The 21,221-nt window shown below is 70.4% G+C and carries 12 protein-coding genes and 1 pseudogene; 5 read left to right on the top strand and 8 right to left on the bottom strand.

Annotated elements, in window-relative coordinates; translation table 11 throughout:
- Window positions 1–84 precede the first annotated feature (84 nt).
- Entirely contained in the window at window positions 85–1,911 is a 1,827-nt protein-coding gene (locus ACP4E5_RS10920; protein WP_425827418.1) for an AMP-dependent synthetase/ligase, read from the bottom strand.
- Window positions 1,912–2,418: 507 nt separating this feature from the next.
- On the opposite strand from ACP4E5_RS10920, the gene ACP4E5_RS10915 reads away from it, so the two are divergent.
- Window positions 2,419–2,937 carry a hypothetical protein gene (locus ACP4E5_RS10915; RefSeq protein WP_425827417.1) on the top strand — a complete coding sequence of 173 codons (519 nt, stop codon included), beginning with the start codon at window positions 2,419–2,421 and terminating at the stop codon, window positions 2,935–2,937.
- Between the two features lie 30 nt (window positions 2,938–2,967).
- On the opposite strand, the gene ACP4E5_RS10910 is transcribed toward ACP4E5_RS10915, so the two are convergent.
- Together ACP4E5_RS10910 and ACP4E5_RS10905 are read right to left on the bottom strand one after the other, a co-directional pair.
- Entirely contained in the window at window positions 2,968–4,434 is a 1,467-nt protein-coding gene (locus ACP4E5_RS10910; RefSeq protein ID WP_425827416.1) for an MFS transporter, read from the bottom strand.
- A 100-nt stretch (window positions 4,435–4,534) separates the two neighbouring features.
- A complete protein-coding gene (locus ACP4E5_RS10905; protein ID WP_425827414.1) occupies window positions 4,535–5,707 on the bottom strand; it encodes an epoxide hydrolase family protein in 1,173 nt (390 codons plus the stop codon).
- 82 nt (window positions 5,708–5,789) lie between these two features.
- Between ACP4E5_RS10905 and ACP4E5_RS10900 the strand changes: the two genes are divergently transcribed.
- Window positions 5,790–6,365, top strand: a complete 576-nt coding sequence (locus ACP4E5_RS10900; RefSeq protein ID WP_425827412.1) for a CGNR zinc finger domain-containing protein — start codon at window positions 5,790–5,792, stop codon at window positions 6,363–6,365.
- Window positions 6,366–6,631: 266 nt separating this feature from the next.
- Here the strand turns inward: ACP4E5_RS10900 and ACP4E5_RS10895 are convergent, their stop codons facing one another.
- A complete protein-coding gene (locus ACP4E5_RS10895) occupies window positions 6,632–7,891 on the bottom strand; it encodes a CynX/NimT family MFS transporter (RefSeq protein WP_425827410.1) in 1,260 nt (419 codons plus the stop codon).
- 144 nt (window positions 7,892–8,035) lie between these two features.
- Here ACP4E5_RS10895 and ACP4E5_RS10890 point away from each other — a divergent pair, with 144 nt between their 5' ends.
- Together ACP4E5_RS10890 and qcrB are read left to right on the top strand one after the other, a co-directional pair.
- Window positions 8,036–8,764: a FadR/GntR family transcriptional regulator gene (locus ACP4E5_RS10890; RefSeq protein ID WP_425827408.1), complete on the top strand. Its 729-nt coding sequence runs from the start codon at window positions 8,036–8,038 to the stop codon at window positions 8,762–8,764.
- Window positions 8,765–8,870: 106 nt separating this feature from the next.
- A complete protein-coding gene (qcrB, locus tag ACP4E5_RS10885; protein ID WP_425827406.1) occupies window positions 8,871–10,529 on the top strand; it encodes a cytochrome bc1 complex cytochrome b subunit in 1,659 nt (552 codons plus the stop codon).
- A gap of 68 nt (window positions 10,530–10,597) precedes the next feature.
- On the opposite strand, the gene ACP4E5_RS10880 is transcribed toward qcrB, so the two are convergent.
- Window positions 10,598–13,240 carry a glycoside hydrolase family 31 protein gene (locus ACP4E5_RS10880; protein WP_425827404.1) on the bottom strand — a complete coding sequence of 881 codons (2,643 nt, stop codon included), beginning with the start codon at window positions 13,238–13,240 and terminating at the stop codon, window positions 10,598–10,600.
- Between the two features lie 89 nt (window positions 13,241–13,329).
- Between ACP4E5_RS10880 and ACP4E5_RS10875 the strand changes: the two are divergent.
- A pseudogene (locus tag ACP4E5_RS10875) lies at window positions 13,330–15,567 on the top strand (MGH1-like glycoside hydrolase domain-containing protein).
- 12 nt (window positions 15,568–15,579) lie between these two features.
- Here ACP4E5_RS10875 and ACP4E5_RS10870 read toward each other — a convergent pair.
- The 3 genes from ACP4E5_RS10870 to ACP4E5_RS10860 all read right to left on the bottom strand — a co-directional run bounded on the left by ACP4E5_RS10870 (window position 15,580) and on the right by ACP4E5_RS10860 (window position 21,077).
- On the bottom strand, window positions 15,580–16,716 hold the full coding sequence (locus ACP4E5_RS10870) for a serine hydrolase domain-containing protein (RefSeq protein ID WP_425827402.1): 1,137 nt from the start codon (window positions 16,714–16,716) through the stop codon (window positions 15,580–15,582).
- Between the two features lie 79 nt (window positions 16,717–16,795).
- Window positions 16,796–18,184 carry a hypothetical protein gene (locus ACP4E5_RS10865; protein ID WP_425827400.1) on the bottom strand — a complete coding sequence of 463 codons (1,389 nt, stop codon included), beginning with the start codon at window positions 18,182–18,184 and terminating at the stop codon, window positions 16,796–16,798.
- Window positions 18,177–21,077 carry a peroxidase family protein gene (locus ACP4E5_RS10860; protein ID WP_425827398.1) on the bottom strand — a complete coding sequence of 967 codons (2,901 nt, stop codon included), beginning with the start codon at window positions 21,075–21,077 and terminating at the stop codon, window positions 18,177–18,179. The genes ACP4E5_RS10865 and ACP4E5_RS10860 overlap by 8 nt, the downstream gene beginning before the upstream one ends.
- Between the last annotated feature and the right edge of the window lie 144 nt (window positions 21,078–21,221).

Raw genomic sequence — 21,221 nt, 5'->3', positions numbered from 1 at the left:
CGTAATAGACGATACGGGGAGTCCCCGCATTACGCAACTGTCGTAGCGAAAGTCGGGCGGGTCCCGGGCCGGGCCCGCGAGGCGTCAGCGCGCCGCGTACAACTCCTCGACCTCCCGCGCGTACGCCTCCATGACCGCCGCCCTGCGCACCTTCAGGGACGGGGTGAGCAGGCCCTGCACGGCGCCGAACTCGTGCGGCAGGATGCGGAACGCACGGATCGACTCGGCGCGTGAGACGCGGGAGTTGGCACGTGACACCGCGCGTTGGATGTGGCCGTTGAGCTCCTCGTCCGCGACCGCCTGCGCAGGGGCGCTGGGGGCGCGGCCCTTGAGGACGTGCCAGCTCGCCAGGGCGTCCGGGTCGATGGTGATCAGCGCGGTGACGTAGGGGCGGTTGTCACCGATCACGAGGCAGTCGGAGATCAGCGGATGGGCGCGCAGCTCCTCCTCCAGGGTCTGCGGGGAGACGCTCTTGCCGCCGCTGGTGATGATGATGTCCTTCTTGCGGCCGGTGATCACCACATAGCCGTCGGCGTCGAGGCGGCCGAGGTCGCCGGTGGCGAACCAGCCGTCGCGCAGCGCCGCTTCGTTGGCCTTCCGGTTGTTGAGGTAGCCCGCGAAGACGACGTCGCCCGCCACCCAGATCTCGCCGTCGTCCGCGATGTACACGGCGTTGCCCGGCATCGGCTTGCCGACGGTGCCGTGCCGCACCGCGCCGAGGGGCTGCACGGTGACCGCGGCCGTCGTCTCGGTGAGGCCGTAGCCGTTGTACACGGTGACGCCGCAGCCCTGGAAGAAGAGGCCGAGGTCGCGGGAGAGCGGCGAGCCGCCCGACACCGCGTTGCGGACCCGGCCGCCGAGCACCGCCCGCACCTTCGCGTACACCAGGCGGTCGTACACCTTGTGCATGAGCCGCAGGCGCGGGCCGGGGCCCGCGCCCTCGCCCGCCGCGTGGCGCTGCTCCGAGGCCGCGTACCGGACCGCGGTGCGCACGGCCCGCTCGAACAGGGCGGTGTGGCCGCCGTCCTGGGCGTTGATCCGCGCCTTGGCGAAGACCCGCTCGAAAATGTACGGGACCGCGTACAGGAGCGTCGGCCGGAAGGCGGCGAGCGCGGGGAGCAGCGCGCTGGGCGAGACGTCGGGCTGGTGCGCGGTGTTGATCCTGCCGCGCACCGAACTGACCACGACCATCAGGCCGTAGCAGTGCGCGAGCGGCAAGAACGCGAGCAGGGACTGCTGTTCGCCGGGCGGCGTCAGCACGTCCGCCCAGCCGACCAGGAGGTTGTCCGACTCGGAGGCCAGGTTGCCGTGCGTGATGACGCAGCCCTTGGGGCGGCCCGTCGTGCCGGACGTGTAGCAGATCACGGCGGTGTCGCGCGGGTCCACCGAGGCCCGCAACTGGTGCACATCCTCGTCCCGCACCGCGGCGCCCGCCTCGACGAGCAGGTCGAGGCCGCCCGAGTCCAGCTCCCACAGGCGGGTCAGGTCGGTGCGCGCGCCGTAGGCCGCGGCCACCGTCATCGCGTTGTGCTCGTTCTCGACGACGACACCCACGGCGTCCGTGTCGTACAGGATCCACCGCACCTGCTCCGCCGACGAGGTCGGATAGACCGGCACCACCTCGGCGCCCACGGTCCACAGCGCGTACGCGATGAGCGTCCACTCGTAGCGGGTGCGCGACATCACGATCACCCGGTCGCCCATGCCGACCCCGCCGGCGAGGAAGCCGCGGGCCACGGCCAGCACGTCGTCACGGAACCGCGACGTGCTGACCTCCAGCGCCGGACGGCCGTCCTGGAGCAGTGTGAACTGCGTGAGGTGCGGGTCCTCCAGTGCCGCGCCGAAGACCGAGTCGGCAAGGCCGCCCGACACCAACGGCTGTGCCAGGCGGGGCGATGCGTATTGCCGCATGTGTCCGCTCATCGCTCCCTCTGGTAGACAAACCGGGTTGACGTTTCAACCTGAATGCGTCGGAACGGCAAGCTACATCCAAGGGGAACTTTTCGCCCCGGTGTTGCATAACGAATCGGCAGTCACCGGCGACGCTCGGTGACCCGCCGGCACGGCGTGGCGTTCTGGGCCGATGAACGGTGCGGAGATCGCCGTCCAAGCAGCGGCTGAGCTGGGCCTGTTCGTGTCGCCGGCATATCGCTCAGCCGCGACCGGGGCCCGCTGCGGCGGCGTGAGCCGTGGGCGGGCGCGTACGTCTACAGCGACCGGCTCGACGAGTAACTGCGGGACGTACTCGGCCGGTTCGCCCCGGCGCCCACCACGACCGCCCGGAGGCCATCGTGGGCGCGGCGGTGGCGGTGTTCGGGCAGGCGCAGGGCTGACCGGGCGAGGGGCGGTGCGTCCTCGGTGGCGGTGGTGCTTCCGATACGCTGCTGGCTCCCAATGGCATGTACACCTAGAGGAGCTATGTCCTTGAAGCGGCGGCGCCTGACCCTGGCCGGACTGACGATGGTGCTGGTGGTCGCGCTCGCGGCCTGCGGTGGTGGAACCGACAAGTCGGCCTCGGCGCACGGCGGCGGATCCACCGACAGCCGGTCGGTCGAGCAGCACGACGACAAGGTGACCGGGGTGCGCGACGGGGTGCGGCACGTGGTCCGCCGCACGACCCGCGCCACCCGGCCGCACCTGGTGAGGAAGTGCGACACCGACACCCGGAGGGTCCGGCACACCAAGCGCAGCAGCGGACGCACCAAGACGTACTACACGACCAAGAAGGTCCGCGACTGCCACAAGGTGCGCAAGGGCACCGAGCGGTACACGCGGGTCCTCCGGGCCGAGCGCTGGTGCGTCCGCCTCGACGACGTCAACGGCAAGCGCACCGTGGACGACCAGTGGTTCCGGGTCAACTCCACGGTCTACGGCAGGGTGCAGGGAGAGGACGACCGGGCGAAGGTCACCATCGAGCCGCTCCGCAAGGGCTGCTGAGCCCGGACCGGGCCAGGTGTCCGGACCGGGTCACGTGGCGGCGACCTCCGGGATGCGCTCCTTCACCAGCGCGTAGAGGACGACCGCCACGGCCATCACCCCGGCCGCGGTGAACACGCCCGCGGCCCAACTGCCCGTCGCGTCGCGCAGCACACCGCTGACGACGGGGCTGGCCACCGCGCCGATCTCCGCGACCAGGTTGAACAGGCCGAACAGCGAACCGCGGTCCTTCTCGGGCGCGAGGTCGCCGAGCAGGCTGTGCACGATCGGCTGGAGCGCGTTGAAGAACAGGCCGGAGCAGAACAGGATCAGGCCGAGCAGCAGCAGCGAGGGATCGCCGTTCAGGACGCTCGCGCCGAACGCCACCGCGAGTACGGTGTGCACCGCCGCGCAGATCACGGCGAGGGGCTTGCGGCCCTTGCCCGCGCGCACCCGCCGGTCCGCGATCCAGCCGCCGACCGGGAAGCCGATGATGCCCGCGCCCGCGTTGAACGCCGCGGTGAGCGCCGCCGCGCCGAGGCTGCTGTGCGCGGCCTCCGCGACGATCTGCACCGACCAGAACGAGAAGAACCACAGGTTCCACATCACGGCGATGAAGCCGATGTAGATCAACCACACGTTGCGGTTGAGGAGTTGGGAGCTGCGGCCGGTGCGGACGATGCCGCGGATGACGATCGTCACCATCACGAGGAACAGCACCCCGGAACCGACGGCCGTCAGCCAGTCCGGCCAGCTGAACTCGTCGGCGAGCAGGAACAGTCCGAGGATCGCGAGCGCCGCGGGGATCGAGTAGCCGATGAGGCGCAGCGTGGGCGGGCCGAGCCGCAGCGGCCTGTCGCCGCGCCCCCGGAAGAACGTCCACGTCGCCGCGGCCACGAGCAGGGACACGACCCCGAACACGTACAGCGGCATGCTCCACGCCCGGTCGCCCATGCCGAGCGTGCCGCCCCAGTCGATCAGGTGCGGGGTGGCGACGATGCCGACGGTCAGGCCGATGGACAGGCCGGACAGGACGACGCCGAGGCCGATGGTGCGGCGGGCCGCGGGCGTGTGATTGATGACCAGGACACGGTCGTTGGAGTAGAAGACGCCCTCGCCGAGACCGGTGAGCACGCGCGCCACGACGAAGCCGATGAGCCCGCCGGTCAGGCCCGACACGAGCGTCAGCAGGCCCGCCCACAGCAGCGAGACGACGAGCATCTCGCGGTGGCCGTAGCGGTCGCCGAGCCGGCCGCCCGCGTACTGCGTGAGCATGTAACCGGTGAAGAACATCGAGCCGATGAGCCCGCCGAGCGTCGCCGGGTTCGAGGCGTCGCCGATGAAGCCCGCCTTGTTCTCGATCATCCAGGCGACGACCGGCCCGGTGACGGTGCGGTCCGCGTAGCTGATCAGCCAGCCCGCGAGCAGGAAACCCCACAGGTGGGTGTAGTGCCCCGAGAAGAGCGCGCGGCCCTTGGTCTCGGTGGCGGTACGTGGTGGTGCGCCGGATTCCGACACTGGGTCCCCCTGGATACTGGATAGTCGGCAGCGGGAAAGCGCTTGCTAAGATCGCAGAGGCATGACGGCAGGTCAACGGGTCAGGGGCACCCAGTTGAGTTCACCGACGAGCGGCCAGCACGGCGGTGAGGCCCTCCCGAAGATCCTCGACGAAATACTCGGGTACTTCGAGAGCCGGAAAATGCCCTCCCTTTTCCGGCAGCGTCCACCGGACGATCTGCCGGTACCGTTCCCGCGCCCAGGGCCGCGGACACTTCTCGACGTCGCGGGGGTACATGGTCAGCGCGGACGGGACGTCGACCCGGAGTTCGGGGTCCAGCGCGTTGTGGCTCTCGTAGTAGATGCGGGCCGCCGACGCGCCGGTCCGCGTCAGCCAGTACAGGGTGACGTCGTCGAGGACCCTGTCCATCGGGATCGCCTCGAACGGGCTGTCCTCGGTGTCCGTCCATTCGGCGAACTTGTCGAGGATCCAGGCGAGAAGCCCGACCGGTGAGTCGACGAGCGAGTAGCCGATGGTCTGCGGCCGGGACGCCTGCACCTTCGCGTACGCCGCGCGCCGGAGCCAGAAGTCGCGGGTGTCCTCGGCCCATGCGCGCTCGACGGCCGTCAGGCCGTCCGTGCTCAACCCGGGCGGGCCCTCCGCGAACGTGGTGTGGATGCCGAGAACGTGCGCCGGGAACCTGCCGCCGAGGACCGTGGTGATGTTTCCGCCCCAGTCGCCGCCGTGGGCCAGGAACCTGTCGTAGCCGAGCCGGCCCATCAGCTCCACCCAGGCGGCCGCGATCTTCTCGGTTCCCCACCCGGTGGTGGCGGGCCTGTCGCTGTAACCGAAACCCGGCAGCGAGGGCGCCACGACGTGGAACGCCGGCGCGTCCGGGTCCTTCGGATCCGCCAACTCCTCGACGACGTCGACGAATCGGGCGACGCTGTCCGGCCAGCCGTGCGTCATGAGCAGGGGAGTGGCGTCCGCGCGCGTGGACCGACGGTGCAGGAAGTGGATGCCCAGACCGTCGATGGTCGTGCGGAACTGGCCGATCCCGTTGAGGCGCTCCTCGAACGCCCGCCAGTCGTACCCGGTGCGCCAGTGGTGCACGACATCGACGAGGTCGGCGAGCGGGACGCCCTGTTCCCATCGGCGGGGGCCCGGCCCGGCGCCACGGACCGTCTCGGCCTCCGGCAGCCGCGCCGTGGCCAGTCGTGCGCGCAGGTCGTCGAGCTCGGCGTCGGGCGCGTGGGCTTCGAATGCTCGCACGTCACTGGCGGGGCGGGGCATGAGACCTCCTGGCCACGATGGAACCGTCTAAGACGGTTCTAACAGTCCCCCGATCCGCGTCGCAACCCCCTAAGGTGGTTCCATGCGTGCTCGGTTCCCTGAATTCCGCCTCGGCAAGGTGCTGGCGACCAGCTTCACGGCGACCCTGACGGAACGTCAGGGCGAGCCTGTGGAGCGGATTCCCGTGCCCCACCGGCTCGTCGACTGGCTGGCGGTGAGCGGCCTCGCGGTGGATTCCTGCACCCTTGCCGAGCTCGACCTCGCCCGGGAGCTGAGGGAGGCGATCCACGCCGCCGCGACGGCGGCCGCGATCCGGGACCGCCTCCCCACGGCCGCGGTGCAGGTCATCAACGACCGCAGCGTTCACGGCCGGGCCGCGGCTGTCCTGACGCGCGCGGGGGAGCGGCGGTGGCGGCTCGGCGCGGAGTCCTGCGTGGAGGACGCGCTGAGCGTGATCGCCGCGGACGCGATCGGCGTGATCGCGGGCGAGCGGGACGGGAGGCTGGCCCTGTGCGCGTCGCCGACGTGCCGGGCCGCCTTCTTCGACACCAGCCAGAGCCGCACCCGTAAATGGTGCGACATGAACACCTGCGGGAACCGCCAGAAGAAGGCGCGCTTCCTCGCCAACCAGAGCGGAAGGCCCGGGTCGGCGAAGTGAGCGGCGCGTCGCTGAGTGGGGCGGATCAAGCTTCGGGTTCCGGCAGGCGTGGTTCTGGCTGCGGGGTAGAACCGGAGGCGTCAACCCCGCAGACGGAACCGGAGGCGCCGACCGCGCAGACGGAACCGGAGGCGCCGACCGCGCAGACGGAGCCGGCGGCTCGAACCGCCCGGCCAGAAGCGCAATCCCCCACCGCCCGGCCAGAACCGGAAGCACGAACCGCCCAGCCGGCTGGGCGGTTCACATCTCCGGTTCTGGCCGGGCGGTCACGCCTCCAGTTGGCGGGGCCGTCCCGCTCCCACGCCCGCGAGGCCCATCGGTACGCACAGCACCGCGAGCATCACCAGCGGTACCGTCCAGCCGCCCGTCGCGTCGTGCAGCGCGCCGAGCAGGAACGGGCCCGCCGCGGCGAGCAGATAGCCCACGCTCTGCGCCATGCCCGACATCTCCGCGGCGCGCGCCGCGTCGGGGGAGCGCAGCACGATCACGGCGAGCGCCGTGCTGATCAGCAGGCCGCAGCCGAAGCCCTGCATCAGCATCCACACGTACGCCCCGCCGACCGGCGCCGCGAGCAGGCCGAGCACGGAGCCGAGGACCAGCAGCGTGCCGGTGAGGGCGAGGGCGACCTGGTTCGACGACCTGCCGACGAGCGCCGTGAAGGCGAGCGAACCTGCGATGCCCGCGAGGCTCATCACGGACAGCATCCACCCCGCCTGCGTACCGTCCATGCCCTCGCTGGTGAGCATCGCCGGGATCCACGCGGCGCACGCGTAGTACTGGAGCGACTGGAGCCCCATGAGGAGCGTGATCTTCCAGGCGAGCGGTGAACGGCGCAGCGGTGTACGGGAGTCGGCGGCGCCGGGGGTCGTCGACGGCGGTGCGTCGGAGCGGCGCAGCTGGGGCACCCACAGGGCGAACGCGAGCGCGGACAGCACCGCCCAGACGCCGATCGCGCCGCGCCAGCCGAGCCCGAGCGCGTCCCCGAGCGGCACGGTCACCCCGGCCGCGAGCGCGGCGCCGCAGAACAGGGCCACCGAGTACAGGCCCATCATCAGCCCGGTGCGGTGCTCGAAGTTGCGCTTGATGACACTCGGCACGAGGACGTTCGAGAGGGATATCGCCGCGCCGACGAGCACGGTCCCCGCGAACAGCGCGGGCAGGCCGGGCGCGAGGCGCAGCGCGATGCCCGCCGTCAGGAGCGCCATCATCGCGCCGAGCGCCCGCGTCATGCCGATGCGCCGCGAGAGCTTCGCCGCGAACGGGGCGAGGAGGCCGAAACAGAGGATCGGCAGCGTGGTGAGCAGGCCCGCGAGCGAGCCGCTGAGCCCGGTGGAGCGGCGGATCGTGTCCAGCTCCGGCGACACGGACACGACGCCGGGCCGCAGGTTCATGGCGATGAGGAGGACGCCGGCGGCGAGCAGCGGGCCGGCGCCCCCGACTCCGCCCCGGACCCCGCCCCTCGAACGCAGGGGAGTCTCGGGAGTCTCGACTGGGGTGGCTGTGGATGCTGGATCACTCTGCGGCATGCGACCCAACGTAACATCCCATGTTTCGACATTGGAGGCCCGCAAAACGGGACAGACTGGGCAATACATGGCCTCACGTTCCACTCAGACATGGGATATTTTGAGTACGCAGCAGCCCGACCACCCGCACCAGAAAGGCCGCCCGTGCCCGAACCAGCCACCCTGGTCCAGCGCACCATCCGCCGGATCGAGGGCCGCATCGAGACCGGCGAGTGGTCCGTCGGCGACCGCATCCCGGCGGAGGGCCGGCTCGTCGAGGAGCTCGGCGTGGGCCGCAACACGGTGCGGGAGGCCGTCCGCGCCCTGTGCCACACCGGCCTCCTCGAGGCGCGGCGCGGCGACGGGACGTACGTGCGCGCCGCGAGCGACCTCAACGCGGCGCTCCAACGCCGCCTGCGCCGCGCCGAGTTGAAGCACATCCTCCAGGTCCGCCTCGCCATCGAACGCGAGGCGGCGCCCGCCGCCGCGGCGCACCGCGGCGAGGCCGACCTCGCCCGCATCCTGACCGCGCTGCTCGCCCGGCACCGCGCCGAGGAGAGCGGCGACCCCGCCGCGTACGTCGAGAAGGACGTGGAGTTCCACCGGGCCGTCGTCGCCGCGAGCGGCAATCCGCTCATGACCGAGCTGTACGAGAGCATCGTCGAATCGGTGCGCGACAGCATCGCCTCGCTGCGCCCGAACTGGACGCCGGAGCTGCCCGGCGCGAGCTCCCACGACGACCTGGCGGACGCCATCGCGCGCAGCGACCCCGAGGCGGCGGCCGAGGCGGCCTGGGCGCACACGCGGACCGTGGAGGCGGCGATGGAGCGGATGACGGCCGACGAGCGGGCGGAGGCGGCGGGCGGACGGCCCGAGGTGGTCGGTGGACGGTGAACCACCGTGGCCCCAGGGGGAATTGACCGCTCGTCGCCCCCTGTCGGTGCCACCGCCGCGCGCTCTACCCTGACGAGAGCCTCAACGGCCCTTGAGGGGGAGTCGCATGAGCGATGACAGCGAGCGCATCCGGGACGACGGACGCCGCCCCGACCCCCCGGGCTCCGGTGAACGCCTCGCCGACTGGGCGGACGGCCGGCTCGGGATCTACCAACTCGCCAAGTCCCAGATGCGCAAGGTCTTTCCGGACCACTGGTCCTTCATGCTCGGTGAGATCTGCCTCTACAGCTTCATCATCCTCATCCTCACCGGCGTCTACCTGACCCTGTTCTTCGACCCCAGCACCCAGGAGGTCGTCTACAACGGCACGTACGTACCGCTCAAGGGCATCACGATGACCCAGGCGTACGAGTCGACGCTGCGCATCAGCTTCGAGGTGCGCGGCGGACTGCTGATCCGTCAGATCCACCACTGGGCGGCGCTCGTCTTCGTCGCCGGCATGACGGTGCACATGATGCGCGTCTTCTTCACCGGCGCGTTCCGCAAGCCGCGCGAGCTCAACTGGGTGTTCGGCTGGACGCTGTTGTTCCTCGGCATCGTCACCGGCCTGACCGGCTACTCGCTCCCCGACGACCTGCTGTCCGGCACCGGCCTGAAGTTCGCGCAGGGCGCCGTGCTCTCCGTGCCGATCGTGGGCACGTACCTCGCGATGTTCCTGTTCGGCGGCGAGTTCCCCGGTGACGACTTCATCGCCCGGCTCTATCCGATCCACATCCTGCTGCTGCCGGGCATCATGCTGGGCCTGGTGGCGCTCCATCTGATCCTGGTCTTCTACCACAAGCACACCCAGTTCGCGGGCCCCGGCCGCAGCGAGAAGAAGGTCACAGGGGCTCCTTTCTTCCCCATCTACGTGGCGAAGGCGGGCGGCTTCTTCTTCCTCGTCTTCGGGGTGCTCGCGGTCCTCGGCGCGGTGGCGACCATCAACCCGGTGTGGGCCTTCGGCCCCTACAGAACGGATCTCGTCACGACGGGCGCGCAGCCCGACTGGTACCTCGGCTTCTCCGAGGGGCTGATCCGTGTGATGCCCTCGTGGGAGATCAACGCCTGGGGTCACACGCTGCAACTGGGCGTCTTCATCCCGTTCACGCTGTTCCCGCTGATCCTGTCCTTCATGGCGGTGTATCCGTTCCTGGAGTCGTGGATCACGGGCGACAAGCGCGAGCACCACACGGCGGACCGCCCGCGCAACAAGCCGGCCAGGACCGGTATCGGCGTGGCCTGGCTGACGCTGTACGCGGTGCTGCTGATCGGCGGCGGCAACGACATCGTCGCGACGAAACTGCACTTGTCGATCAACGCCATCACCTGGTTCGTGCGCATCAGCTTCTTCGTCGCGCCGGTCCTCGCATACGTCGTCACGCAGCGGATCTGTCTGGGCTTGCAGCACCGCGACCGTGACAAGGCGCTGCACGGCCGCGAGTCCGGCACGATCAGGCGGCTGCCGCACGGCGAGTTCATCGAGGTCCACGAGCCGCTCACGCGCGCCGAGCTGTACACCCTGAACCAGCACGAGCAGCCTCGCGCCTACGAGTTGGGGCCGCGGTTCGACAAGAACGGGGTGGAGCGGAAGTTCACCGTCCGGCAGCGGATGCGGGCCCGGCTCGCCAAGGCGATGTTCGGCCCCGGCACGTACGTGCCGAAGGCGACGCCCGAGGAGTACCGGGCGCTGCACTCGGGGTGGCACGAGTCGGAGCGGGTGGACTAGCGGGTGGACTGAGCGGACGGATCGAGCGGACGGGGCGGCGCCGGGTTTCGGCGTCGCCCCGCCGTGTGTCAGCTCACGCGCACCGTGAACGCCTTGTCCGTCGGCAGCGCCGCCGTGCGGACCGTCGTCACGTGCGTCTTCTCGTCGTACGACCATGAACTCCCGTCCAGCGGACGGCCGTTCACCGTCACCCGGTCGGGGGCCGTGCCGCCGTGCACCGTGAACGTGTACGCGCGCTCGCCCACCTTGCCCGCGTAACTGCCCTTGCTCGCACCGACGTTGATGATCGATCCGTGCTTGCCGGTGTCCACGGTCACGCGCTGCGTGGCCGACGCGCCCTCCTTGAACTTGCGGGTCACCCCGTCGTCCTCGTACAGGGTGTACGCGCTGTGGCCGGGCTCCGACGCGTAGACGTCATAGCCGAGTTGTCCCTTGTCGCGGTTCTTCCACGACGTGGTGCCCTTGGGCCACATCGGCACGATCGCCCCGGACTTCACGAAGAGCGGGAGCGTGTCGATCGGGGCGTGATAGCCGTCGATCGTGGTCGGGCCCTTGTACTGCTTGCCCGTCCAGTAGTCCGTCCACGTGCCCTTCGGCAGGTAGATGCCGTCGCGGGTGTCGGAGTCCTTGTAGACCGGAGCGACGAGGAAGTCGTCGCCCGCCAGGTACTCGTACTTGGCCTGCGCGCCGAGGGTGGCCGGATCCTTCGGGTACTCCAGCCACAGCGGCCGTACGCCGCCGACGCCGGTGTCCGAGGCCTGCTTGGCCAGCGTGTAGAGATACGGCATCAGGCGCTCGCGCAGCTGAAGATACTTGCGGTTGATGGACGTGTACGGCTCGCCGTCCACCCACGGCTGCTGGTTGATCTTCTCGCCGGTGGTGATGTCGCGGGCCCAGCCGTCCATCGTCATGACGGCCGGGAGGAACGTCTTGGCCTGGAGATCACGCGCGTACATCTTCGCGTCGTGGGAGTAGATCGAGCCGATGTCACCCGTGTTGTACGCGATGCCGGACATCGTCGCGCCCGCGTACGTCGGGATCTGCCAGCGGATGAAGTCCCAGGACAGCTTCTGGTCGCCCGACCAGAGCACCGCGCAGCGCTGGGCGCCCGCCCAGGACACCGGCATCCAGACGAAGCCGCGGGCGTCGCTGTTGTCCTCGATGCCGGCCTTCGCCTTGTCGCAGGCGTCGAGCGCCATGCCGTAGCCGTTGCCGACCCAGGCGACATCGAGCTTGGCGACGCGCTGGCCGGCCTTCACCTGGTCGGCGAGCTTGTCGATGCCGTCCTGCGTCCACAGTCCCAGTTGGGCATTGTGGTCCTGGAGGCCCTTGGCGGTCTCGGCGAGGTTCTCGTAACCGCAGCCGTAACCGTCGTTGACGAGCATCCAGCCGAGCGGCATCTGGTTGTTCACATACCCGTCGGCGACCTTCAGGGAGTCGAGGGTGTGGCGCTCGCCCTGGTTGGCGTTGTGCAAGTAGCAGTCGGCGTCGCCGGGTTCGAGGCCGTAGACCGGCGGCATGAACGGCTTGCCGACCAGGTTCGTGTACTCGCCGATGACCTGCTTGGCGTCGCCGACGAAGTAGTAGGCGTCCAGGCGGCGTTCCTGCTGGCCGGTGTGGACCGAGGGCCCGAAGTCGTAGACACCGGGGGCGAAGGTGTTCCGGTAGACGCCGTAGCCGGCCGAAGAGAGGTAGAACGGCTGGGAGTTGGGATATCCGCCCTCGTTCCAGTCGGTGTTGTTGGCGACGTACACCGTCTTGTCGCGGTGGGAGAACGAGCCGTTCTGCTCGCCGCCGCCGAAGAACTGCTCGTCGGCGCCACGCTCAAGACTCTGCCGCATCCCGCCGGTTGACCAGCGCAGCGGCCGGTCCTCCTGCCAGATCCGGGTCTTGTTGTCCGCCTTGTAGAGGCCGAAGCGGAGCGGCTTCTTGTAGACGCGCAGGACGGCGTCGGCGGACCGGATGCCGTAGTAGGCGCCAGCGTCGAAGGACGTCGTGTGCGGGTCGGCGGCGGGCTGCTCGCGCACGATCTGTGTGCCCGCCGGATCGCTGAAGTCGCCCGACGGGTCGGCCTGAAGCCGGAGCCCGCCGCCCTTAAGGAAGTCGGCCTTCGCCTTCAGGTCACCGGCGGCGATGGCGTAGCTGCCGTCGTCGCCCTTGAAGGAGGTGAGGTTCCCGGCGTCCGTCGTCTCCGGCAAATAGGCCTTGCCGACGAAGGAGTTGTCGTGCACGTCGTAGGGGACGACCACCACGTGGTACGTGCCGTCCGCCCGCGGGATCACGGTCGCCTCGGGGTCGGCGGTGCCCGCGCTCGACGCCACCTGCTTGCCCGCGTCGTCGTAGACGTACATGTCGAAGTCGTCCTTGGGCTGCTTCGCCCACTCGACCGAGACCGGAACCCCGCCCTCGGGGTTGTCGCTCCAATACCCGTCGGGCACCGACACCTTGAGGTCGAAGCGGTCGCAGGTCTTCCCGTCCGGGTCGTCCGCCGCCGACGGACACTTCTTCGGGTCGTCGACCGTGCCGGACGGATAGGTGGGGCTCTGCCAGGTGACGCTCTTGTGGTCGGCGTCGAGCACGCCGCCGCCCGGGGTGGCCGCGCCCGCGTCGTGCGCGGGAGCGGCGAGGAGCGCCGCCGCGAGCGCCGCGGTGGTCCACGCGGCCAGGGCGCGGGCTCTTCGGTGTGGTTGCCGTTGGTGCAGTCTTCGCATGAGGTGCGTCTCCGCTCAGAACGACCAGTCATTGTTTACTTGTGCGTGAAACTCCTTGCGCGCGTGCAGGATTGCGCACAGAGTCAGGGATGAAGATCCCGCTCGCACAGGTTCATGTCAACAGGAGGCACCGCCGCGTGACCGCCCACCCGTCCGGCTACCGCCCCACCCGCACCGCACTCGCCGCCCTCCTGCTCCTCGGCGGCGCCGGCCTCGCCGCCCCGCCCGTGGCGGCCGCGCAGCGACCCGCGTCCGACTACGCCGACGTCCTCGACCTGCACGGCACCCCGAAGGCCGCGCTGCCGGGTGACGCCGAGGACAACAACCCCATCAGCACGTTCTCGGACCGTGGCGCCTGGCACTCCTACGCCCTGCCGAAGGCAGGGGACCGTGCCGCGTACGGCGGGTTCAGCGGGCCGATGTACATCGCGCAGGAGTATCCGTGGTGGCTGAGCAAGTCGTTCAGCCGGATGCGGCTCACCGAGGGCGGTCGCACGCTCGACCTCGCCGCCGGGGGAACGCCCCGCTTCACCTCGCGGCCGGGGCGGCTGCACCAGTCGTACGACCTCGGGCGCGGCCTCACCCTCACCCTTGAGCTGCGGTTCGCCACCGACCGGACGGCGTTGGTGCGCGCGGAGGTGCGCAACACCGGCTCGGCCGCCCGCACGCTCGGCGCCGACTGGACCGGCAGCCTCCTGCGGCCGGAGAAGGCGCCCATGCACGACGCGCCCTCCCTGAAGCCCACCGGGCACGGCGTCGGCGTCGACTTCGCGAAGGTGCGCGAGAAGTGGGACTACCTCACCGACGGCACCGAACGCTTCGAGGTCACGCACAAGGACCCGGTGCGGACGACCGTCGACGGCGACGCGTACCGGACCGAGGCCGCCTCGCCGGTCACCCTCGCGCCCGGCGCCGCGCACCACTTCGACTGGACCGAGTCCTACACGTTCACCGACGCCGAGCGCGCCCGCGAGGCCCGGCGGGCGCGCGCCGTCCTGGCCGCCCCCGACGCGTACGCCGCCGCCGGTGACTCCCGGTGGCACGGCTACGTCGCCGGGGTCACGCGTGGGGTGCCCGCCGAGCGGCGCCGCACCGCCGTCAAGTCCCTGGAGACCCTCGTCACCAACTGGCGCTCCGCGGTCGGGCAGATCAAGCACGACGGCGTGACGCCCTCCATCTCGTACAAGTGGTTCACCGGTGGGCTGTGGGCGTGGGACAGCTGGAAGCAGGCCGTGGGCACCGCCCGCTTCGATCCCGCGCTGGCCGAGTCGCAGATCCGGTCCATGTTCGACTGGCAGATCACCCGCGACTCGAAGACCCGCCCGCAGGACGCCGGGATGGTCCCCGACGCCGTCTTCTACAACGACCCCGCGCGCGGCGGCGGCAACTGGAACGAGCGCAACTCCAAGCCTCCGATGGCGAGTTGGTCCGTGTGGGAGGTGTACCGCAAGAACGGCGACCGGTCGTTCCTGCGCGAGATGTACCCGAAGCTCGCCGCCTACCAGGCCTGGTGGTAACGCAACCGGGACCACGACCACGACGGCCTCGCCGAGTACGGCGCCACTGTGGATCCCGCCAACGACTCGACCGAGGAGCGCCGCCTCGCCGCCGCCTGGGAGAGCGGCCTCGACAACGCGCCGCGCTTCGACGCGAAACTCGGCACCTCTGTCGTCGCCAACCGCGCCGCCGACGGAACGCTGCTCGGCTACTCGCTGAATCAGGAGTCCGTCGACCTCAACGCCTATCTCGCCCAGGACCAGGGCTACTTGGCGCGCATCGCCGACGCCATCGGGCGCCCCGGCGAGGCCGCGAAGTGGCGGAGGAAGTCCGAGGCGACGAACGCCGCCGTGCGCTCCAAGATGTACGACCCGGCCGACGGCTGGTTCCACGACATCGCCCTGAAGAACGGCGCGCCGCTCACCGACCGCGGCCGCGGCATCGAGGGCGTCGTGCCGCTGTGGACCGGCGCGGCGACGAAGGAGCAGGCCGCACACGTTCGTCAACGGCTGGTGGATCCGGGGGAGTTCGCCACGCACGTGCCGTTCCCGACCGTGTCGAAGGCGTCCCCGTACTTCGAGTCGACGGCCTACTGGCGCGGACCCGTCTGGTTCGACCACGCGTACGCCGCGCTGAGCGGGCTGCGCCGCTACGGCTACACCAAGGACGCGAACGACCTCACCGGCAAGCTCCTCGCCAACTCCAAGGGGCTCACCGGTGACCGGCCGATCCAGGAGAACTACGACCCGCTGACCGGCGCCCCGCTCAACTCGCCGAACTTCAGCTGGTCGGCGGCGTCACTTCTGCCGATCCTGTCCGGCGAGCAGTGAGCCGCGAGGCCGTCAGGACGCCGCGTACGTCCAGAAGTCCCGCATGATCTGCGGCGGTGTCGGCCCGGCCATGCCGAGTTGGGTCATCAGGATCGACACCGTCCCGGTCGACGGGGTGAGGTGGGCGGACGTGCCGGTGCCACCCACCCAGCCGTAGCGGCCCGGCACGTTGTACGGGTGGGTGCGGGTGACGTCGACGGAGCCGCCGAAGCCCCAGCCCTCGCCCTCCGTGAACAGGCCGCTCGCCGCGCGCTGTTCGGCGGTCAGGTGGTCCGTGGTCATCAGCCGCACCGAGTCGGCGGACAGCACGGACCCGCCGCCGGCGAGCAGCATGCGGGCGAACGCCAGCCAGTCGTCGGCCGTGGAGGCGAGGCCGCCCGCTCCCGACGGGAACGCGGGCAGGCTGCTCCAGTCACCGTCCGGGGCGTCGACGAGTTCGGCGCCGCCGTCCGGCGTGGGTACGTAAGCGCTGGTGAAGCGGTCGCGCTTGGCGGCGGGGACCTCGAAGCCGGTGTCCACCATGCCGAGCGGCTCGAAGATCCGCTCGGCGAGGAAGTCGGGCAGCGAGTCGCTCGTCATCCGCGAGATGAGCACGCCCTGGATGTCCGAGCACGCGTTGTAGAGCCAGGCCTCGCCGGGCTGGTACAGGAGCGGCACCCCGGCGAGCGAGGCCAGCCAGGTGTCCGGCTCGGGCACCCGCTGCGGGTGGTTCGGGTCCATCAGCGCGAACAGGGGCTGCATGGCCGGGAGCGAGAAGTCCGAGGCGAAGCCCCAGCCGGCCCGGAAGGTGAGGAGGTCCTCCACCGTGATCGGCCGGGCAGCCGGGACGACGTCCTCGATCGGGCCCGCCGGATCGCGCACCACGTTCGGCGCGGCGAGTTCGGGCAGCCAGTGCGAGATCGGCGAGTCCAGGGCGATGCGGCCCTCGTCGACGAGCGTCATGAGGGCCGCCGCCACGATCGGCTTGGTGATCGACGCGATGCGGAAGATGGAGTCGCGGGCCATCGGCGTCCCACCGTCGGTGTCGGTGTGGCCGACGGCCGCCACCTCGACCCGGTCGCCGCGGGCCACGAGCCCGACGGCCCCCGGCACGGGTCCCTTCGACACGTGCGGGGCCAGGACGTCGGTCAGGCCGGTGTTCTCGGTCATCGGGCGGTCCTCCAATGGTTACTACGGGTGCGGTGGCGTCGTCCGCGTGAGCGTACAGAGGTGGACCGCCCGGGCCGGCTCAACTCATCGGCTCCCCGTCCCAGAGCGTGTCGTGCGCGCGGTGCGCGTCGGTGAGCCCGTTCGTGAAGAAGCGCTCGTAGTACTCGCCCTCCACGTGGTGCGCCTGGAGCCAGACCCCCGGCACATGGATGGCGTCCGTGTGCGCGGGGAAGCGGCGGTGCGTGGCCAGGATGTACGTACAGATGTCGCGGGCGCAGTCGATGACGCGCTCGTCGTACTCGCTGGCCTCGGCGAGATAGCGCTGCCCGTAGTCCTCCTTGTAGATACGGGCGAAGACGTCCTTGTCGCCGTAGGTGCCGCCGGTGCCGAACTTGGCGTTGACGATCGCGTCGACGGCGTCCGACATCGAGGCGTGCGTGGGCGGGCAGGCGGCGGCGATCAGCGGTTCGCCGGTCGCCGGGTCGGCCAGGCCCACCGGGTGCGAGCGCAGGTTGGCGTACTTGGGCAGCGGGACGTGCCAGCGCCACAGGTCGGCGAGGCGCCAGCGCGGCGTGACGAACGTGAAGCCGAGCATCCGCCCGTACGTCTTGGTGAACTTGGGGTCGCCGAGCGCGATGGGCGGGTTGAGCGACGCGTGGATCCAGGCGCCGAGGCCCATCGCCTCCGCCGTCAGCATCACCGTCTGGAGCAGGAGATCCGCCTCGATCTGCGTGCGCATCGGGCCGAGCGCGCCCAGCGGCAGCTTCAGGTCCTTGTTGAGGAACCCGTTGTCGATCCACTTCTTGACGCCCGCCGGACGGTAGAGGTTCCGGTCGTCGACCAGGGTCGGCCGGGCGCCGTCCGGCTGTGTGAGCAGGTACATCAGGGCGTTGATGTACTGGTGCGAGAGGTCGACGACCGGGAACAGGACGGTCGTGCCCGGCAGGTTGGACAGGAAGCGGTTCGAGTCCAGATAGGCCGGGAAGTCGCGCAGGCCCTCGGCGACGTCCAGGCGGTGGTCGAGGACCTTCACCTTCGCCTGCCGGGCCCGCTCCACCAGAGCCTGCGCGGTGAACGGCTCGTGCGGCGCGGCGGGCAGCTTGCGCAGGAAGTACGTACCGCTGTCGTTGATCAGGAAGAAGTACGTGCCCTGCGCGTTGTCGGGGCTGCCCGCCGTGCGGCCCGTCATCGTCAGGTTCGGCTTGGACATGATCGGTTTGCCGTCGCGCGGGTCCTCGAAGGGGCGGTCCGGCATCGTCAGGCCCGTCGAGCCGGTCACCGCGATCAGCAGCGCCTCCTCCAGCTCGCTGAGCGGCTGCGGCTCGTGCTTGGAGCTGTAGCTCATGGATCCGGCCGGCACCGACGCGCCGCGGGAGACCCGGTGGGTGCGGCGGCGCCAGACCGTCTTCAGGAACGGGCGGGCGAGCAGGTCGTCGAGGCCCTTGTGGCCCGAGGAGGTGTCAGCCATGCTCGCCGCCGTTCTCGGCCGGTGTCACGGGCCGCCAGGGCGCGAACGCGCTCGCGTCGCGCGGCAGCAGGCTCGCGAGGTCCGGGCAGTGCCGCATGATGACGGACTTCATGCCGCCCTTCTCCACCCAGTCGATGCCGAGCGGCGTGTAGATCTCCGGGCGGTAGTCGACGGTGAGGAAGCGGTCGCTCTGCAACCGCCGCGTCGCCATCAGGATGAAGATGCGGAACGCGGTGTCCGAGAAGCCGAAGCCGGTCGGCGGGTTCTCCGCGAACAGGCCGACGACCGTGTCGATCTCGTCGACGTTCCGGTACACCTCCTTGAGGCGCGACAGCGTCTCCGGCTCCTGCGTGAGGTCCTCGAAGCGGCGGATGCGCTCCTTGTGCAGGCCCGCACGGAAGTCGTTGTAGCGGGGCACGCCGCGCCTTCGGGTGCGCACCAGGTCGACCACCGACAGGTCGATGATCTCGCCATCGCGCTGGAAGTGCGTGAGCGACTGCGGGTAGTTGTGCAGCGTGATCGCGCCCGGGTGCGCGATACCGAACGAGTAGAGGGTGTCCGCCAGGCCCGTCTTGCGGATCTGGCTCTCGGCCGCCGCGCCCTGGATGTCGTTGAAGCCGAGCGTTTCGAGGCGCTGCCCGAAGCGGTGCTCGCGCAGCTCGTAGTCGTCGGGGATCAGCGGGTGCATGCGGTAGACCGTGACGAAGTCCTCGGTCAGCGAGTACGGGGCGCCGTGGTGGTCCGGCATCGTCTTCGGGATGCCCGTCAGGGAGTGCGATTCGAGCAGCCACAGGCCCAGCTGGTTCAGCCAATTCCGGGGCGGGCCCTCCCAGTTGGTGCGCAGGCCGATGTCGATGGCCTTCGTCGCGAGGATCGCCGGCGTCCACTCCACCGTGTGGATCTTCGCGATCAGCGCGGACACCACGAGCCGCGCCGTGTGGTAGATCCGCTCCTCGCTCATCGACGGGTACTCCGCGCGCAGCGCGTCGCACACCGCGTTGTGCTCGCGCGCGAACAGGGTGTGCATCGCGCTGAGGCCCATCCACCAGTTGTCCTTGAAGCCGGTGATCGGGATGCCGGTCCGGTCGATCGGGATGTGCCCGCCGTCCAGCAACAGGCGTGCCCCGCCCTCGGGTTCACGCAACTGTCGCGCGGTCTGCTCGTCGCCGCCGTACACCTCGGAGCCGTCCCACCAGTGCGAGGCCGTGTTGCCGAACAGGATCGGCGGCCGGTCGCCGGGCAGCTCGATGCCCTCGTTCTCGGCGAACCGCATCACGCTCTCCTGGGGCCCGCCGGGCGTGTTGACCCACGATCCGCCGCCCGGCGGCAGCGGCACCTCGACAGCCTTGTCGCCTGCCTTGTAGCGGCGGTGGTTGACCCAGTCGTGCACCTGGAACTGGATCCAGGCCGCCGCCAGGATGTTCAGCGAGGTCGCCGGGACGAAGCTGTCGCGGGCCAGCAGGCTGCGGCTGACCGTCACCGGGTTCGGGGTGTCGAAGAGGTCGGGCCGGTACACGGGCGTGAGATTGCGGCCGAACGCGGCGCCCACCGCGCCCATCTTCGGCTCGGACAGATCGTTGTACGTGCCGTCGTAGGAACGCTCCGTGCGCAACCGCTCGTCGACCGGGACCGGCACCGGCTCGGCCTTCGGCGGTGCCTCGTGGACGTCCGCGTCGATCAGGTTGAGGCGGCGCAGCACCTTCCGCAGGAACACCAGGTTGAGCAGGCTCAGCTCCAACGGCAGCCGGTGCCACGGGACATACCGGTTCAGGAGGCGGAAGGCGAAGCCGACGGGCGCGCCGGCGACCCGGTTCCTGAGCGGCTCGTGCGGGGTGAAGCGGGTGCCGTGCCGCTGCGCGCTGCTCGCCTGGTACGCCGCCTTGCGGGCCCGGTTGAGGTTGCCCAGCGGCCTGAACTCCTCGGTCGTGTACCAGGGGTTGAAGGAGAGCTCCTCGACCCGCCGGGCCGCCGACCCTGCCTCGGCCGTCGTGATGTCCTGCCTCGGAACGGTCAGCCGGGCCACGGGGATCGGAGGCGTGATCGCCTCCTTCCACTCCACGGAGCCGTCCTCGACGGGGGTGCGCCGCTCGTCGACGTAGCGCTGCACGCACAGGTCGAAGGCGACGTCGTCGCGGGAGAGCCGGCGGCCGAGCTCCCGGTGCAGGAAGTTCGGGTCGCGGCGGTCGGGGCGCGGCTCGGGCCCGCCGCCCACGGCGGGCCGCAGCAGGAAGCGGACCGGCCCCGCCTCGCTCCACAGCATCGCGCCGCGACTCCAATAAGTCTCGCGGGCAAGGCTGTTGACGGTGTGTCGGGTCGCGGCCTGGACGTTCTGGCGCATCCGGTTCGCGGTGCCGAGGCCGACGGCGAGCGGCAGCTTCACGAACAGACCGAACGCCTTCTGCAACGGATTACGGGCCCCGGCCATCGCCTTGGCGAACGCCACGAACTCGCGGGCGTCGCGGGCGTGCGACACCGGGAAGCCGGTCGCGAGCAGGTCGTGGCTCTGCTCAGCGGACACCCTTACGCGCACGGCGATCCCGTGCAGGTCGGGCGCCCCGTCGGGGCCGCGCATGCCGCTCGCGTTGGAGATCCGTACGGTCGCCGGATAGTCGGCACCGGGCTGGGCGAAGTCGCCGCGCAGCGCGGCCGGAAGGTCGTCGTTGAACCGCAGGCGGGCGTTCTCCACGCCGAGCGCGGCCTTCGCGTGGAAGGCCCGCTCGAAGCCCTGGGCGCCACTGGCCCGCCGGTTCGCGACCTGAACCTTCATGATCTCTCGCGCGAGGCGTTCGAACACGAGGCGCTCGGCCTCGGGACTGCCGCCCTCGTACCGCTCGTACTGCGCAGGCTTGTACGAAGCCTGCTCGTACTGTGGCTGACGTGCGTTCTCGGCCATCGGTTGCCGTCCCTGTCGGAGATACGTGGAGAAGGTTCCTGGAGCGGGGGCGTAGTGGGGCACAGAAGGGAGGGCAGCGACCGTATCGGCGCCGTCGGACCTGCCGCAGCGACCGTTCCCGCCATGTACGCGCGCGCGAACTCC

The organism is Streptomyces fractus, from assembly GCF_049844455.1.
In the GTDB taxonomy this organism is placed as follows: domain Bacteria; phylum Actinomycetota; class Actinomycetes; order Streptomycetales; family Streptomycetaceae; genus Streptomyces; species Streptomyces fractus.
Note: the sequence above shows the minus strand (reverse complement) of the source record. Positions and strands in the feature narration are given on the sequence as shown.

Excerpts from the sequence above, each read along its gene's own strand:
- ACP4E5_RS10870 (WP_425827402.1), bottom strand. The coding sequence starts at position 16,716 with ATGACCGAGAACACCGGCCTGACCGACGTCCTGGCCCCGCACGTGTCG.
- ACP4E5_RS10905 (WP_425827414.1), bottom strand. The coding sequence starts at position 5,707 with ATGCCCCGCCCCGCCAGTGACGTGCGAGCATTCGAAGCCCACGCGCCC.
- ACP4E5_RS10865 (WP_425827400.1), bottom strand. The coding sequence starts at position 18,184 with ATGGCTGACACCTCCTCGGGCCACAAGGGCCTCGACGACCTGCTCGCC.
- ACP4E5_RS10895 (WP_425827410.1), bottom strand. The coding sequence starts at position 7,891 with ATGCCGCAGAGTGATCCAGCATCCACAGCCACCCCAGTCGAGACTCCC.
- ACP4E5_RS10900 (WP_425827412.1), top strand. The coding sequence starts at position 5,790 with ATGCGTGCTCGGTTCCCTGAATTCCGCCTCGGCAAGGTGCTGGCGACC.
- ACP4E5_RS10880 (WP_425827404.1), bottom strand. The coding sequence starts at position 13,240 with ATGCGAAGACTGCACCAACGGCAACCACACCGAAGAGCCCGCGCCCTG.
- ACP4E5_RS10920 (WP_425827418.1), bottom strand. The coding sequence starts at position 1,911 with ATGCGGCAATACGCATCGCCCCGCCTGGCACAGCCGTTGGTGTCGGGC.
- ACP4E5_RS10915 (WP_425827417.1), top strand. The coding sequence starts at position 2,419 with ATGTCCTTGAAGCGGCGGCGCCTGACCCTGGCCGGACTGACGATGGTG.
- ACP4E5_RS10860 (WP_425827398.1), bottom strand. The coding sequence starts at position 21,077 with ATGGCCGAGAACGCACGTCAGCCACAGTACGAGCAGGCTTCGTACAAG.
- qcrB (WP_425827406.1), top strand. The coding sequence starts at position 8,871 with ATGAGCGATGACAGCGAGCGCATCCGGGACGACGGACGCCGCCCCGAC.